Origin of the sequence: Streptomyces sp. NPDC048639, from assembly GCF_043199075.1 — a bacterium.
In the GTDB taxonomy this organism is placed as follows: Bacteria; Actinomycetota; Actinomycetes; order Streptomycetales; family Streptomycetaceae; genus Streptomyces.
In genome coordinates this window covers 115,850-131,118 of the sequence record NZ_JBICVP010000011.1, presented here as the reverse complement: position 1 = coordinate 131,118, position 15,269 = coordinate 115,850, and the positions used below count along the sequence as shown (strand labels likewise).

The window sequence follows — 15,269 nt, the reverse complement described above, 5'->3', positions numbered from 1 at the left end:
AAGCTCCTCCCCTTTGGCGGGGGACGGCGGAGCGGTCGGGGGGCGTGGGCCATGCGGTTGTACGGGGCTGTGGCCGTGAGCGGTTTCCGGCGCTATGCGACGTACCGGGTGGCCACCGCGGCGGGCGTGTTCACCAACACCGTCTTCGGCTTCATCATGGCCTACACCTACATCGCGCTGTGGGACGAGCGTCCGCGGCTGGGCGGCTACGAGCTGCCCGAGGCGCTGACCTACGTCTGGCTCGGCCAGGCGCTTCTGATGACGTGTGCGCTGATGGGCGGCGGCTTCGAGGACGAGCTGATCGAGCGCATCCGCACCGGTGACATCGCGATCGATCTGACCCGCCCGGCCGACCTTCAGCTGTGGTGGCTCTCCGCGGATCTGGGCCGGGCGGCGTTCCATCTGCTGGGGCGGGGGCTGGCGCCGATGGCGGTCGGTGCGCTGGCTTTTGATCTGGTGGTGCCGTCGGCGTCCGCGCTCGCCGCTTTCCTGTTGTCGGTGGCGCTGGGCGTGGTGGTGAGTTTCGGGGTGCGCTATCTGGTGGCGCTGTCGGCGTTCTGGCTGATGGACGGCGCGGGGGTGGCGCAGATCGCCTGGCTGGCCGGGATCTTCTTCTCCGGGATGCTGCTGCCGCTGACGCTCTTCCCGGGTCTGCTGGGCGAGTTGGCCCGCGCGCTGCCGTGGTCCTCGTTGTTGCAGGTTCCGGCGGACGTCTACCTCGGTACGTACGCGGGGTGGGATCTGCTGAGGGCGTACGGCTTCCAGGCCGGGTGGGCGGTCGCCCTGCTCGTGGCCGGCCGGGCGCTGCAGTCGGTCGCCACGCGGAAGGTGGTGGTCCAGGGTGGGTGAGGCGCGCGAGGCGCTGAGCCGGGCGGGGGGCCGGCACCCGGCGGCGGACCGGGCCTTGACGAGGGGGCGGGCTCTGGCGACGGGCGTGCGGGCGTACGGCCTGATCGCTGCGATGTGGGTGCGCTCCACCATGACCTACCGGGCGTCGTTCGCCATGACGGCGCTGGGCAACTTCACGGCGACTGCGCTGGACTTCGTCGCGATTCTGCTGATGTTCTCGCACGTCTCGACGCTCGGCGGCTTCACGCTGCCGGAGGTGGCCCTGCTGTACGGCACGGCCGGGACGGCGTTCGGTCTGGCGGATCTGGTCATGGGCAGCATGGACCGGCTGGGGCGGCGGGTGCGCGACGGGACGCTGGACACCCTGCTCGTGCGTCCCGCTCCCGTCCTGGCGCAGGTGGCGGCGGACCGGTTCGCACTGCGCCGGCTCGGGCGGGTCACGCAGGGTCTCCTGGTGCTGGTCTGGTCGCTGACGCAGGTGCAGGTGGAGTGGACTGCGGTGAAGGTGGCGATGGTGCCGCTGATGGTGGTCAGCGGGGCGGCGATCTTCGCGGCGGTGTTCGTGGCGGGGGCGGCGTTCCAGTTCTGGGCGCAGGACGCCTCGGAGGTGCAGAACTCCTTCACCTACGGGGGGACGACGCTGCTGCAGTATCCGCCGACGGTCTTCGCGAAGGACATGGTGCGCGGGGTGACGTTCGTGGTGCCGCTGGCCTTCGTCAACTGGCTGCCGGCGCTGTATGTGCTGGGCCGGCCGGATCCGCTCGGGCTGCCGGACGGGCTCGCGTTCGCCTCGCCCCTGGTCGCGGTGGTGTGCTGCGCGGTCGCGGGGGCGGCGTGGCGGGTGGGGCTGCGCTCGTACCGGAGCACGGGGAACTGAGGGCGGAAGGGGTGGAGATGGCCGGGACGACGGGTGCGGCGGGCATGGCGGACGAGGCGTTCATCGACGTCGACGGTGTGGAGAAGGTTTTCGAGGTACGGCGGAGGGCGGGGCTCTGGCGCCGGGAGAAGCGGCAGGTGCGGGCCGTGGACGGGCTGACCTTCCGGGTCGCGCGCGGCGAGACGGTGGGCTACATCGGCCCGAACGGTGCCGGGAAGTCGACCACCATCAAGATGCTGACGGGGATTCTGGTGCCCAGCGGTGGCCGTCTGCGTGTGGCGGGCATCGACCCGTCGCGGGAGAGGACGCGGCTGGCCCGCCGTATCGGGGTGGTGTTCGGGCAGCGCACGTCGCTGTGGTGGGACCTGCCGCTGGGCGACTCGTACGCGCTGGTGCGCCGGCTGTACCGGATCCCCGCCGCGCGCTACCGGGAGAATCTGGAGCGCTGCGTCGAGCTCCTCGACCTGGGCGCGCTGCTGGATGTGCCCGTACGGCAGCTCTCGCTCGGGCAGCGGATGCGCGGCGACATCGCGGCGGCCCTGCTGCACGACCCCGAGGTGCTCTACCTCGACGAGCCGACGATCGGTCTCGATGTGGTCAGCAAGGGCAAAGTCCGGTCGTTTCTGCGGGACTTGGGGGCCGAGCGGGGGACGACGGTGCTGCTCACCACCCACGATCTGACCGATATCGAGCAGTTGTGCCGGCGTGTGATGGTCATCGACCACGGGCGGCTGATGTACGACGGCGGGCTCGACGGGCTGCACGCGGTGGGGGAGAGCGAGCGCACGCTGGTGGTGGACCTGGAGCGGGAGCTGCCGCCGATCTCCGGGGTGCCGGGTGCGCGGACGGTGCGGGTCGACGGGCCGCGGCAGTGGCTGGCGTTTCCGGCGACGCAGAGCGCGGCACCGGTGGTCGCGGCGGTCGCGGACGGCTATCCGCTGGTGGATCTGTCGGTGCGGGAGCCGGCGATCGAGGAGGTCGTGGCGAAGCTGTACGCGGATCGTTCCGCCCTGTGAGGAACGGCACGGCCCGCATAGGGTGTTCCTCATGAGCGAGCGCCCTGATCTGCCCGAGCTGCGGGCCTCCGACGCCGACCGCGACCGGGTCGCCGAGATCCTGCGCGAGGCCGTGGCGGAGGGCCGGCTGGACATGGAGGAGTTCGACGAGCGGCTGGGGGCCGCGTACCGGGCCCGTACGTACGCCGATCTGGAGCCGCTGACGCGCGATCTGCCGGTCGCCGGTGGGGCGGCGGTGGGCGAGCCCGCGACCGTCTCCGCCGACTGGCAGGAGCGGATCGGGGGCCCGGCGAGCTCCACGAAGGGCATCGCCGTGATGAGCGGCTTCCAGCGCAAGGGGCGGTGGACCGTGCCGCGCCGCTTCACCGCGTTCACGTTCTGGGGCGGGGGAGAGCTGGATCTGCGCGAGGCCCGTTTCGAGGACCGGGAGGTCGAGATCCGGTGCTTCACGATCATGGGCGGGGTCCAGATCGTCGTACCGCCCGGGGTCGAGGTCGATGTGCGCGGCTTCGGTGTCATGGGCGGCTTCGACCAGAGCGCGGCGGAGGAGCCGGGTGAGCGTGGTGCGCCCCGCGTGGTGGTCAGCGGCTTCGCCTTCTGGGGCGGGGTGGCCGTGGAGCGGAAGCTCGCCAGGGCGGAGCGGCGGCGGCTGAAGGCCGAGCGGCAGGAGTGGCGGGAGCTGGAGCGGGAGCGTGAGCTGGAGGAACGGGAGCAGCGGAGGCGGGGGCGCAAGGAGCTGGAGTAGCGCCGTACGGCTCGGGGTTCGCGCCGCGCGGCTGCTTTCGCGCCCGCGGCTGCTGCGGCCGTATCGCTCCGTTCTTTGCCGGGGAGGGGCTGGACAACCGGCGGGCATGGACAACGGGCGGGCCGGGACCCGAAGGCCCCGGCCCGCCCGTATCGCTTCGCCCCCGCGTCAGAGTTGTGCCGGGGCCGAGCCCTTCAGGTGGGCCAGGTCGAGCGCCTGGGCCATCGCCCGGTAGCCGTCGTCGCTGGGGTGCAGGTGGTCGCCCGCGTCGTAGCGCGGGAGGAGCCGCAGGGGCTGGGCGGGGTCGCGCAGGGCCCGGTCGAAGTCCACGACCTCGTCGAAGATCTGTCCGGACCGGATCTCGGCGTTGACCTGCTCCCGTACGGCGTTCAGGCGGGGGGTGAATCCCCGGTGCCCGTAGAACGGGGTGAGCGTGCCGCCGACGACGCGCAGACCGCGGGCGTGGGCCTGCTGCACCAGGCGGCGCAGCCCTTCGGTGATCTTCCGCGGGTCGGTCTGCTGCGGGGGGCGGAGGATGTCGTTCACGCCCAGCTCGACGACGACGGCCCGGACAGCCGTGGCCTTGAGGACGTCGCGCTCGGCACGGTTGAGCGCGCTGGGGTTCTCGGCGGAGAAGAGGTTGCCGTCGGTGAGGACCCGGTTCCCGCTGATGCCGTGGTTGAGCACGCTGTAGCGGGGCGCCCCCGGCTCGGTGCGCAGCCGCTCGGCAAGGAAGTCCGGGAAGCGGCGGTTGGCGCCCGCGGTGGAGGTGATGCCGTCGGTGATGGAGTCGCCGAGGACGACGACGGCGCCGCGCGCCTCGTTGGTCAGCACGTCCACGGCGGTGAGGTAGCGCCAGGACGGGGTCTGCTCGGTGTACGCCGTCCCCGCCACGTCCTCGGCCCGGTCGCCGCGCGCGAGGTAGGAGGTCTGGCGGGCGTGCGGGTGGTAGGTGACCGGTCCGGAGGGGTTCGCCGAGTAGGTGGTGACGAGCAGGTCGGCGGCCGACGGGATGTTCAGCCGGGTCGGGTCGCTGGTGACGGACTGCCCGATGGGGATGGTCACCCACGGGTTGCCGGAGAAGGTCAGCCGGCGCAGGGTGCCCGCCGCGGCCGTGGGGTTGCTGGGGGCGGCGGCCAGCGCGATGGTGGCGTGGCTGATCGTCAGCGGCCGCTTGCCGTAGAGGTTGGAGAGCTGGATACGGGCGCCGGTGCCGCCGACGCTGGTGCGCACCACGTTCCGTATGGACATCCCCGCGTAGCCGTTGGGGGTGTTGGGCTCCGCTGCTGCGGGGGATGTGGCCCAGGTGCCGACCCAGGCGCCCGCGGAGGCGGGTGCGGCCGAGCCGCGGGGCTTGCGGGGTGCTGCGTTGTTGAAGGACTCGCTGCTCCCGCCCACCCCGATGAATATCGCGGTGGAGATGAGGACCACAACTGCCGCTAGCGCGGCGAGCAGGGCATAACCATGGCGTTTGGTCATGCTCGGCGTTCTCCTCGAACAGGGGAGCCCGCGGCTCCGGTTTGGGTGGGTGACGGGCGGTCGGCGGCGACTGCGGTGGCGCTCGTTCCGACGGACCCATCATGATCCCACGATGGTGTGATCGCCCGGCGGGGGGCCCTGTCGGGGGTGCCCGTTCTGACAGACGCCGGGAACTCCCGGAGCGTTCCATCAGTAGGGCAGGTAGTGCGTCACATGATGGCCATGCACAGGTAGGACTCGTGAACGGGTGGAGCGGATGGACCGGACGAGGACGGACAAAGGCGATGGAGCCGGTGGGGTGAAGGATGCCCGGCCGGGTGCCGCCTCATCCGCCGTCCCGCGGGGGGCGTTCGCCTACAGCGCGGCGGATGAGGAACGGCGGCGCGGCGTGCGCCGGATGAAGACGTTCGCGACCGCGTTGCTGCTGCTGGTCGCGGTGGTCTACGCGTTCGCCAAATGGCGGCAGACCGCGGGTGCGGGAGGCGCGTGGGCGGGGTATGTGGCCGCCGCGGCCGAGGCGGGGATGGTCGGCGCGCTCGCCGACTGGTTCGCCGTGACCGCGCTGTTCCGCAGGCCGATGGGCCTGCCCATCCCGCACACCGCGATCATCCCGACCAAGAAGGACACCCTGGGCCGTACGCTCGGCGACTTCGTGGGCGAGAACTTCCTGTCCTCCGACGTCGTACGGCAGCGGCTGCGGTCCGTCGGCATCAGCAGCAGGCTGGGCGGCTGGCTGGCCGAACCCGCCAACGCCGACCGCGTCACGGCCGAGTTGTCGACCGCGCTGCGCGGAGCGCTGCGCGTGCTGCGCGACTCCGACGTCCAGGCGGTGGTCGCCGAGGCCATCACCCGCCGCGCCGACGCCCAGGAGGTCGCGCCGGGGCTGGGCGCGCTGCTGGAGAAGGTCGTCGAGGACGGCGGGCACCGCAAGGTGGTGGACCTGGTGTGCGTACGGGCCCACGACTGGCTCGTCATGCACGGCGATTCGGTGATGGAGGCCGTCACGGGCGGGGCGCCCGGCTGGACGCCGCGCTTTGTGGACAAGCGCGTCGGTGAGCGGGTCTACAAGGAGTTGCTGCGCTTCACCGGCGAGATGCGGGACATGCCTGACCATCCGGCGCGCGGGGCCGTGGACCGCTTCCTCACCGACTTCGCGGCCGACCTCCGGTCGGATGCGGACACGCGGGCGCGTGTGGAGCGACTGAAGACGGATGTGCTGGGGCGCGGCGAGGTGCAGGAGGTCATCGCCTCGGCGTGGGGTTCGGTGCGTCAGATGGTCGTGGCGGCTTCGGAGGACGAGCACAGCCAACTGCGGCTGCGGACGCGTACGGGGCTGCGGTCGCTGGGCGAACGGCTGGCCTCCGACGAGCGGATGCAGGCGAAGGTGGACCACTGGCTGGAGGACGCGGCGGTCCATGTGGTGACGACGTACCAGGACGAGATCACGGCGCTGATCACGGAGACGGTGGCGGGCTGGGACGCCGAGCAGACGTCGCGGAAGATCGAGGCGCACATCGGCCGGGACCTGCAGTTCATCCGGATCAACGGCACGGTGGTCGGCGCGCTGGCGGGGCTGGTCATCTACGCGGTGTCGCGGGCCATGGGCGCGTAGACCCGCGGCCCGGCGGCCGTGGTGTGCTGCCGGGCCGTCAGACGGGGATGCGGCCGGGCGAGGGAGGTCGCGCGGGGTGGTGGCCGACGCCTCGTCAGCGACCGGCGTCCCGTCGGCGACCGGCGCTCCGCCCCGTACGGGAGGCTCGGCTGTACGGCAGGCGGCCGGACGCCGGCGCGGCGAATGGAGGTCCGGTGGCCTGTCCGCTGTGCAGCGTAATTTTCCGTGCTGCGGCGAATGGTGGACGCCACCCCGCTGACCTGGGGAAGTGACGGTCCGTCGGCCCGAGCGGCGGGTCCGCGCGGGTGATCACTGACGGACCGTCAGCGCGCGGGCTCGTCCGGGAGCACATTCCCTGGACCCGTAGGACGCGGGCGCCCAACCCACGCGGGGCAACCGCCCCGCTCTCGCGTCCACGGGAAGGAGTTCCTGTGCGACTCAACCGCACAGCCGGTGTCGCCCTCGCCGCCGGCGCCCTAGTCTCCCTGGCCGCCCCGGCCGCCATCGCCGCGCAGCCGGTTGACGACCACCCCTACGGCGGCGGCGCGCATGCCCGTCTCATCGCGCACCCGGACTCGGTCCGCCCGGGTGGGACCGTCAGCCTGACCCTCTTCTGTCCTCGGGGCACCGAGCGTGCCGAAGGCAGCTCCCGCGCCGGGACGGTGTTCTTCAAGGAGTCCGACCACAGTGTCTTCCGCGGCACGCTGAAGGTGCACCGGCACCTCGAGCCCGGCACGTACACCGTCCGGGGGACCTGCATCCTCGGCCGGGGTGACGGTCCCGGTGCTGACGCCGGTGCCGACGCGGGTGCCGACGCCGGTACGGACGCGGGTGCCGACGCGGGCACCGGCAACGGCCGCCCGGACTCGGGCAGCGGCATGGGCAACGGCCGCGGTGACGCCGACGCCGGCACCGGCGCGGACAACGGCCGGGGCGATGCCGGTAACGACATGGGCAACGGCCGCGGCGACGCGAGCAGCGACATGGGCAACGGCCGCGGCGACGCCGGCAACGACATGGGCGCCGGCGCCCGTGAGGACGCAGGCGCCGAGGCCGACAGCCAGTCCGGCAGCTACGAGGGCGGCGACTGGATGCGCGCCAACCGCAGCAGCGACCGCGCGGCCGCCCGCCCCGACCGTGTCACGGCCACCGCGACCGTGACCGTCACGGGCAACCCCCGTGGTGGTACCCACGGTGGTGAGGGCGGTTCCCAGGGGCTGGGCACCACGGAGCTGGTCGCGGGTGGCGCGCTCGCCGCGGTCGCCCTCGGCGCCGGGGTCGTGGTCGTACGCCGCCGTGCGAAGGCCGGCCGTTCCTGACTGGTCTTTGACCGGTCCTGACCGAGCCTGCCGGAAATGAGCGGAGCCGGTCGTCGGGTGGTCCGTCCGACCACCCCGACCGGAGTCGGTGGTGATGTCCCCTGGCTTCCCCGAGAGCCAGGGGGCATCGCCTTGTATGCCACCTCGCGGTCGGTGCCGCGGGCCCCTGACGGGGGGATGGCGCTGAGCCGCCCGTGCGCTATGCCCGATAAGGGAGCTTGATATCGGTATGCCCGAGGTCTAGGGTCCGTTGCCGACGACGGTACGGAGGGTCACCGCGCGCCCGCCGGTGCCGGCTCCGGACTTGAGGTGGAGGGCGCATGGACCGACGAGCCCGCCCGGTGACGGGACGCCGCTCCCCGGGCTCCTGGCCACCGCCGCGCCGCGGGCGCACTCGCTCCGCGCGCCGCCGCCGTCGCGCCCTCGCCGCCGTCCTGCCCCTGCTGGCGCTGGGACTCGGCGCGTGCGGAGGCGGCGGTGAATCCGGTGGCCGCGCTGAGCTGAACTGGTACAACTTCCCCGACGACTCGGGTGCCCTGCAGAAGGCGGCCGACGACTGCGGCCGTGCCTCGGGCGGCCGGTACTCCATCACGTATCACAAGCTCCCCCGCGCCGCCGACGGACAGCGGCAGCAACTCGTCCGCCGGCTCTCCGCGCAGGACTCCTCGCTCGACATTCTCGGCCTGGACGTCACCTGGCCCGCCGAGTTCGCCGAGGCCGGCTGGATCCGGCCGTGGACCGGGCAGAACCGGGACCAGGCCGTCCAGGGCACCCTGCGGACCTCGCTGGAGACGGCGACCTGGGAGGGGAAGCTGTACGCGGTCCCGTACAACGCCAACACCCAACTCCTGTGGTACCGCGACGACTTGGTCCCCAAGCCGCCCACCACCTGGGCCGAGATGATCGACATGGCCTCCGCTCTCGCCAAGCAGGGCAAGCCGCACTACGTCGAGATCCAGGGCGCCCAGTACGAAGGGCTCACCGTCTGGTTCAACTCCCTGGTGGAGTCGGCCGGTGGCTCGATCATGACGCCCGACGGGAAGCAGCCCTCGCTCGGCCCGCCCGCCGTACGAGCCGCCGGCATCATGCGCGACCTCGCCCGCTCGCCCGCCGCCGACCCCTCCCTCACCAACCAGATGGAGGACCAGAACCGGCTGGCCATGGAGTCCGGCACCGCGGCCTTCGAAATCAACTACCCCTTCGTCTATCCCTCGATGAAGGCCAACAACCCCAAGCTCTTCCCGCACTTCAAGTGGGCGCCCTACCCCCGCGTCGACGCCGGCCGGCCCTCCCGCCCCACCATCGGCGGCATCGACCTCGCCATCAGCTCCTACTCCCGCCACGCCGACCTCGCGTACGAGGCGGCACTGTGCCTGCGCAACCGTGAGAACCAGCTCACCGCCGCGCTCCAGGGCGGCCTGCCGCCCACCCTCCGCGACCTCTACACCGACAAGGCGCTCGCCAAGGACTACCCCTTCGCGCGCGAGGTGCTGAACGCCCTGGAGACGGCGAGCGTCCGCCCCAAGACCCCGGCGTACCAGAACGTCTCGATCGTGATCTCCCACACCCTCTCGCCCCCCGCGGAGATCCAGCCGGCGAGCGCGGTCGACGAGATCAGAGGCCAGATCAACGACGCGCTGCAGTCCAAGGGGCTGATCCCGTGACCACACCACCGAGCACCCGGCCGGAACCGGCAGGCGCCGCCGCGAAGGACGCCAAGGCCGCGCCGTCGGCGGGCGCGCGCCAGGAACGGCGCCTGGGCTGGCTGTTGTGCGCCCCCGCCGTCGTCGTCATGCTCGCCGTGACGGCCTACCCGATCGCCTACGCCGTATATCTCTCCTTCCAGCGCTACGACTTGCGCTTCCCCGCGATGGCCGAGTTCGTGGGCCTGAGCAACTACGGGGCGGTGCTCTCCTCCGGCTTCTGGTGGCAGGCGTTCTGGGTGACCGTCCTGGTCACAGCCGTCTCCGTCGCCATCGAACTGGTCCTCGGCATGGGGCTGGCGATCGTCATGCACCGCACGATCTTCAGCCGCGGCACGGTCCGCACGGCCATCCTCATCCCGTACGGCATCGTCACCGTCGTCGGCGCCTTCTCCTGGCAGTTCGCGTGGACCCCGGACATGGGCTACCTCGCCTCGCTGCTCCCCGAGGGCAGCGCGCCGCTCACCGACCAGTGGCAGGCCATCGGACTGATCATCCTCGCCGAGGTGTGGAAGACGACCCCGTTCATGGCGCTGCTCCTGCTCGCCGGGCTCGCGCTCGTCCCCGAGGAGACGCTGCGGGCCTCGATGGTGGACGGCGCGGGTGTCTGGCAGCGGCTGTTCCTCGTCACCGTCCCGCTGATGAAGCCCGCGATCCTGGTGGCGCTGCTCTTCCGGACCCTGGACGCCTTCCGGATCTTCGACAACATCTATGTGCTGACGGCCGGCGCCCACGACACGGCGTCCCTGTCGATCCTCGGCTACGACAACCTCTTCACCGCGCTCAACCTCGGCATCGGGTCCGCGGTCTCCGTGCTGATCTTCCTCTGCGTCTCGCTCATCGCGTTCGTCTTCATCAAGCTCTTCGGCACGGCCGCACCCGGCTCGGAGGTGAACCGCTGATGGCGGAGGCAGGCAAGCGGCACGTCGTCGCCTGGTCCGTTGTGAACCTGGTCGTCGTCCTCTACGCACTGTTCCCGGTGTGGTGGATCGTCGCCCTCTCGTTCAAGGCGCCCAGCACGCTGACCGACGGCAACTTCGTCCCGGACAAGTGGACCTGGGAGAACTACCGCGGCATCTTCGACACCTCCGAGTTCACCCGCGCCCTGATCAACTCGATCGGCATCGCGCTCATCGCCACCGCCATCGCCGTGGCGCTCGGCACCATGGCCGCCTACGCGGTGGCCCGGCTGCGCTTCCCCGGCAAGCGGCCGCTGATCGGCATGTCGCTGCTCATCGCGATGTTCCCGCCGATCTCGCTGGTCTCACCGCTGTTCAACATCGAGCGGATCCTCGGCCTCTTCGACACCTGGCCCGGGCTGATCATCCCGTACATGACCTTCTCGCTGCCCCTGGCGATCTACACCCTCTCGGCCTTCTTCCGCGAGATCCCCTGGGACCTGGAGAAGGCGGCGAAGGTCGACGGCGCCTCACCTGCGCAGGCGTTCCGGCTGGTGATCGCCCCGCTGGCCGCGCCCGGCGTCTTCACCACCGCCATCCTCGTCTTCATCTTCTGCTGGAACGACTTCCTCTTCGCGATCTCCCTGACCTCCACCGAGGCGGCACGGACCGTGCCCGCGTCGCTGGCGTTCTTCACCGGGAGTTCGCAGTTCCAGCAGCCCACCGGGTCGATCGCCGCGGCCGCCGTGGTGATCACCGTACCGATCATCGTCTTCGTGCTGCTGTTCCAGCGGCGCATCGTCGCCGGATTGACCTCCGGGGCGGTCAAGGGCTGAAGGGCTGAACCGATGGCCGAGATCATTCTCGAAGGAATCACCAAGCGGTACCCGGACGGTGCCCTGGCGGTACGGGATGTCAACCTCCGTATCGAGGACGGGGAGTTCGTGATCCTCGTCGGCCCCTCCGGGTGCGGCAAGTCCACCACGCTCAACATGATCGCCGGCCTGGAGGACATCACCGAGGGGACCCTGCGGATCGGCGACCAGATCGTCAACGACAAGGCGCCCAAGGACCGCGACATCGCCATGGTGTTCCAGAGCTACGCCCTCTACCCGCACATGAGCGTGCGGGACAACATGGGCTTCGCACTTCGCCTGGCCAAGGTCGACAAGGCCACCATCCGGGAGAAGGTCGAAGAGGCCGCCCGCATCCTCGATCTGACGGAGCATCTGGACCGCAAGCCCGCCAACCTCTCCGGCGGCCAGCGGCAGCGGGTGGCGATGGGGCGGGCCATCGTCCGCAACCCCAAGGCGTTCCTCATGGACGAGCCGCTGTCCAACCTCGACGCCAAACTCCGCGTCCAGATGCGGACCCAGATCTCCATGCTCCAGCAGCGTCTCCGTACGACCACCGTGTACGTGACGCACGACCAGACCGAGGCCATGACGCTCGGCGACCGCGTCGTGGTACTGCGCAGCGGCGTCGTCCAGCAGGTCGGCACACCGCAGCACCTCTACGACGAGCCGCGCAACCTCTTCGTGGCGGGCTTCATCGGCTCGCCCGCCATGAACTTCCTCTACGCCACGCTGGAGGGCGGCGACCTGCGCACCTCCCTCGGCGACCTGCCCCTGGACGACCGGACCCGCCAGGCCCTGGAGCGGCAGAACGCTCCCCGCGACCTCATCGTCGGCTTCCGGCCGGAGGAGTTCGAGGACGCGTCGCTTGCGGACACCAGCCGGGGAGGCCCCTTCCACACCTTCTCCACCACGGTGGGCGTGGTGGAGTCCGTGGGCTCCGACGCGTACGTGTACTTCGAGGAGGAGGGCCACCGGGCGATGACCGACGAACTGGAGGAGCTCGCGACGGACTCCGGCCTCAAGGACGCCGGCAGCCGCGGCCACCAGGTCGTCACCCGCCTGAACGCGGCGACCCGCGCGCGGGAGGGCGAGCGCATCGAGCTGTGCGTGAACGTGGCGAAGGCCCACATCTTCGACCCGGCCACGGGGGTCAACCTGACGCATCCGGAGCACCGGGACGGGAGTTGAGCCTCGTACGGCTCACTGAACGCGGGGTCCGGTGGCGCCGCGCCGGGGCAGCGCGTGTCCGCCACACCCGGGGCGTGCGCGGCCCGGTCAGGGCGGGTCCGCCACACCGGGAGCGTGCGCGGCCGCCGTCCCGGCGAGGACGGTCTCCGCCTCCTCGACAACCCTCCGCACGATCTCGCCCGCCGGCAGGATCTCGTGGACCAGCCCCGCCGACTGCCCGGTGAACGGCAGGTATTCGTCGCCGCGCCCGCCGCGTATGGCCGCCATCAGGCGCGGTACGGCCTCGGCCGGGTCGACGTCGCCGGGGTGCTCGCGCAGGGCGTCCACCAGTGTGGTGTGCAGTGAGCGGGGCACGCCGTAGCTGCCGGGTTCGGTGTACGGCGGCAGGATGCGCTCGCTGTTGGTCGCCTTGACCGCGTCGCGGGCGTCCGCCGCGACGATGCGGTTCTTCCACGCCTCGGACGCGCTCATCTCCGCCGACGCCAGGAAGCGCGTCCCCATGGCCACACCCTGGGCACCGAGGGTGAGCGCCGCCGCCAGCCCCCGCCCGTCGGCGATCCCGCCGGCGGCGATCACCGGCGTATCGCCCGCCATGTCGACGACCTGCGGCACCAGCACCATGGTGCTCACGTCCCCGCCGTGCCCCCCGGCCTCACCGCCCTGCGCCACGAGGACATCGGCCCCCGCGTCGATGGCCTCCGCGGCCTGCTCGGAGTCCATCACCTGCTGGATCCAGAGAATGCCCTCCTCGTGGGCGCGCTCGATCAGATCGGCGGGGACGGACAGATGGAAGGAGATGGCGGCGGGGTGAGCCTCGACCGTCGCCTGAAATGCGCCCTCGTCGAGCGGTCGCGCCGTGTGGTTGATCGCGAACGGACGGTCGGTGAGCCGGCGCAGCTCGGACCACTGCTCCTGGAGGGCGGGCACGGTCCGGACTGCCGTACCGAGGCTGCCGAGTCCGCCCGCCTCGCACACGGCGGCCGCCAGCCCGACCTCCTCCCACGGGCCGAAGGGCGCGCAGACGAGGGGGACGTCGATGCCGAGCAGGTCACAGACGGGCGTATGGAGCATGTGCAGCACCTCCGGCGGGAGCGGGCGCAGAGGGCGTCGCGCGTTCCGGCCCTCTGCCCGTCGCCTCGCGGGCGGGCACAGGGTGCGGGGCCACGACCTGCCGGACCCGGGGCCGCAGGGCGTGCCGCGGATTCCTGGGCCGGGCCGGGTGGACCGCGGCTCGGGACCACTCCCATCATCCCCCCGGTGGGCGGGCGTGGCATTCCGGTGGGACGGGGTGCGGTGCGGGGGATCGGTGCGGGGCTGCGAGTGCGGCGCGGGGGATCGAGGTGGGGGTGCGATGAGTGCGGTCGCGGGGGCTGGGTCCACCCCGGGCCGGTCTTCGGGTGGGGGTGGACCGGACCCGTGCGGTGGGGGTGGACCCGCACGGCGGTGGGCGGCCGGGTGGTGTCGGCACGCCGCGGACAATGCGGGGATGCGGACAATGCGGAGTGCGCGGCTCCCGCGGAAGGATCAGGCGAGGGCGGCGTTGACCAGTTCGCTGACCCGCCCGACGGCGTCGAAGTCGGCCGTGAGCCGGTTCTTGGTCAGCGCGAACGCGATGCCCGTCCCGGTGTCCCCGTACGCGAAGCTGCCCCCGGCACCGCCCATCCCGAACGCCGTCGCCGCCTCCGGACCCTCGCAGCCGGGCCGGCCGAGCGCGTATCCCAGCCCCCACGTGGACGGATTGCCGAAGACCGCGTCGACGCCGCTCGCCGCCTCGGCGGTGACCTCCCGCAGCCGCTGCGGGGAGACCAGCCGTACGCCGTCGACCTCGCCGAGCAGGGCCGGGTACATCCGGGCGATGGCGCGGGCGCTGGTCTTTCCGCCGGCGGGGATGTCGGCGGCGAGGATGTCCGTACGGTTGCCCAGCGCGGCGGTCGGGAAGAGCGACAGCGGACCGGCCCGGAACATCGGCAGATCCGCGGGCATCGCGTCCATCAACTCCTCGGAGCCTTCCGCGTCTTCGAGGGGCGCGAGACGGGCATGCTCGGAGACCGGCATGCCGAACCACAGCTCGTCGGCGACCCCGAGCGGGGCCGTCACCTCCTCGCGGAGCACCTGGGAGACCGGCTTGCCCGTGGTCCGGCGGACGATCTCGCCGACGAGGTAGCCGAAGGTGTAGGCGTGGTAGCCGACCTGGGTGCCCGGCTCCCACCACGGCTCGGCATCGGCCAGGGCGGCACACATGCGCTCCCAGTCGCACAAGTCCTCGGGCGTGGTGTCCTGCGGAATCCCCGGGACTCCGGCCGAGTGCGTCAGAACGTGCCGTACGGTCACGCTTCCCTTGCCGCGCGCGCCGAACTCCGGCCACAGCTCGGCGACGGGAGTGTCGTACGTGAAGAGCCCGCGCTCGACGAGCACGTGCGCCACGGTCGCCGTCGCGCCTTTGCCGATCGAGTAGTTGTAGAAGGGGGTGCCGGAGGTGACGGGGCGGCCGGTCGCGGGATCGGCGACACCGGCGACGGAGTCGACGAGGAGTTCACCGTGTCGGAACACGGCGACCTGCACGCCGCGTTCGGCACCGGACGCGACGAGCTGGTCGATGGCGTGCTGCACCTGCCCCTGGACGCCGCCGTCGCCCGGAACGCCCTCTTGGAACCCGCTCTTCACGCCACCCCGCTGGGGCCCGTCTCTGTGCGTGTCATCGGCCATGGTCGTTCCGCTCTTTTCG

Annotated in this window: 13 protein-coding genes; 10 read left to right on the top strand and 3 right to left on the bottom strand. The window is 71.8% G+C overall.

The genetic code is table 11. The features are described 5' to 3' along the window. The first annotated feature begins 51 nt into the window (after nt 1–51). From ACGFNH_RS27740 to ACGFNH_RS27725, 4 genes are read left to right on the top strand one after another with little or no spacing between them, the layout of a single operon-like run. Nucleotides 52–849 (top strand): ABC transporter permease, encoded by a 798-nt coding sequence (locus ACGFNH_RS27740; RefSeq protein WP_393658233.1) that lies wholly within the window; start codon nt 52–54, stop codon nt 847–849. A gap of 55 nt (nt 850–904) precedes the next feature. Further along, nucleotides 905–1,726: an ABC transporter permease gene (locus tag ACGFNH_RS27735; RefSeq protein WP_393658457.1), complete on the top strand. Its 822-nt coding sequence runs from the start codon at nt 905–907 to the stop codon at nt 1,724–1,726. 17 nt (nt 1,727–1,743) lie between these two features. Further along, nucleotides 1,744–2,742, top strand: coding sequence for an ATP-binding cassette domain-containing protein (locus tag ACGFNH_RS27730; RefSeq protein ID WP_393658231.1), 999 nt, complete (start codon nt 1,744–1,746; stop codon nt 2,740–2,742). 31 nt (nt 2,743–2,773) lie between these two features. After that, entirely contained in the window at nt 2,774–3,487 is a 714-nt protein-coding gene (locus tag ACGFNH_RS27725; protein WP_393658229.1) for a DUF1707 domain-containing protein, read from the top strand. A gap of 168 nt (nt 3,488–3,655) precedes the next feature. Here ACGFNH_RS27725 and ACGFNH_RS27720 read toward each other — a convergent pair whose 3' ends face one another. Continuing rightward, complete coding sequence (locus tag ACGFNH_RS27720; RefSeq protein ID WP_393658227.1) at nt 3,656–4,966, bottom strand: SGNH/GDSL hydrolase family protein; 1,311 nt, start codon at nt 4,964–4,966, stop codon at nt 3,656–3,658. 256 nt (nt 4,967–5,222) lie between these two features. Here ACGFNH_RS27720 and ACGFNH_RS27715 point away from each other — a divergent pair, with 256 nt between their 5' ends. The 6 genes from ACGFNH_RS27715 (at nt 5,223) to ACGFNH_RS27690 (ending at nt 12,544) form a co-directional block, all read left to right on the top strand. Then, the gene (locus tag ACGFNH_RS27715; protein WP_393658225.1) at nt 5,223–6,578 is read left to right on the top strand and encodes a DUF445 domain-containing protein; all 1,356 of its coding nucleotides are present in this window, start codon (nt 5,223–5,225) and stop codon (nt 6,576–6,578) included. A gap of 431 nt (nt 6,579–7,009) precedes the next feature. After that, nucleotides 7,010–7,897, top strand: coding sequence for a hypothetical protein (locus ACGFNH_RS27710; RefSeq protein ID WP_393658223.1), 888 nt, complete (start codon nt 7,010–7,012; stop codon nt 7,895–7,897). A gap of 320 nt (nt 7,898–8,217) precedes the next feature. Then, nucleotides 8,218–9,561, top strand: coding sequence for an ABC transporter substrate-binding protein (locus tag ACGFNH_RS27705; protein ID WP_393658221.1), 1,344 nt, complete (start codon nt 8,218–8,220; stop codon nt 9,559–9,561). Further along, entirely contained in the window at nt 9,558–10,502 is a 945-nt protein-coding gene (locus ACGFNH_RS27700; protein WP_393658219.1) for a carbohydrate ABC transporter permease, read from the top strand. The genes ACGFNH_RS27705 and ACGFNH_RS27700 overlap by 4 nt, the downstream gene beginning before the upstream one ends. Continuing rightward, nucleotides 10,502–11,335: a carbohydrate ABC transporter permease gene (locus tag ACGFNH_RS27695; protein WP_393658217.1), complete on the top strand. Its 834-nt coding sequence runs from the start codon at nt 10,502–10,504 to the stop codon at nt 11,333–11,335. The genes ACGFNH_RS27700 and ACGFNH_RS27695 overlap by 1 nt, the downstream gene beginning before the upstream one ends. 12 nt (nt 11,336–11,347) lie before the next feature. Next, nucleotides 11,348–12,544: an ABC transporter ATP-binding protein gene (locus ACGFNH_RS27690; RefSeq protein ID WP_393658215.1), complete on the top strand. Its 1,197-nt coding sequence runs from the start codon at nt 11,348–11,350 to the stop codon at nt 12,542–12,544. An 87-nt stretch (nt 12,545–12,631) separates the two neighbouring features. Here the strand turns inward: ACGFNH_RS27690 and ACGFNH_RS27685 are convergent, their stop codons facing one another. Both ACGFNH_RS27685 and ACGFNH_RS27680 read right to left on the bottom strand, forming a co-directional pair. Continuing rightward, nucleotides 12,632–13,615, bottom strand: a complete 984-nt coding sequence (locus ACGFNH_RS27685; RefSeq protein ID WP_393658213.1) for an NAD(P)H-dependent flavin oxidoreductase — start codon at nt 13,613–13,615, stop codon at nt 12,632–12,634. 453 nt (nt 13,616–14,068) lie between these two features. Beyond that, nucleotides 14,069–15,250, bottom strand: a complete 1,182-nt coding sequence (locus ACGFNH_RS27680; protein ID WP_393658211.1) for a serine hydrolase domain-containing protein — start codon at nt 15,248–15,250, stop codon at nt 14,069–14,071. Nucleotides 15,251–15,269 lie beyond the last annotated feature (19 nt).